1 protein-coding gene is annotated in these 323 nt (G+C 22.9%); it reads left to right on the top strand.

The annotated features are described in order from the left end of the window. The coding region (locus tag Q3304_RS21015) for a helix-turn-helix domain-containing protein (RefSeq protein WP_407815500.1) at positions 1–323 on the top strand (323 nt) is incomplete at both ends.

Here is a 323-nt window from a genome sequence, read left to right as displayed (position 1 = left end):
CTTTTGGATGTTGTAGATTTGTATATAATAAATATCTTGCTAAAAAAATAGAAGTTTATGAAAATGATAAAGAAACTTTTACTTATAAACAGTGTAGTTCTGATTTGACCAACTTAAAAAAAGAATTAAAGTGGCTTAAAGAACCTGATAAATTTTCACTACAAAACACCTTAAAAGATTTAGAAAACGCATATAAAAAATTCTTTAAAGAAAATGCAGGATTTCCTAAATTTAAATCAAAAAAAACTAATAGATTTTCATATAGAACGAACTTTACAAATGGAAATATTATGTACTGTAGTCAATATATAAAATTACCTAAG

The sequence above is a fragment of the Clostridioides sp. GD02377 genome, assembly GCF_045899875.1.
GTDB classification, from domain to species: domain Bacteria; phylum Bacillota; class Clostridia; order Peptostreptococcales; family Peptostreptococcaceae; genus Clostridioides; species Clostridioides difficile_A.
Note: the sequence above shows the minus strand (reverse complement) of the source record. Positions and strands in the feature narration are given on the sequence as shown.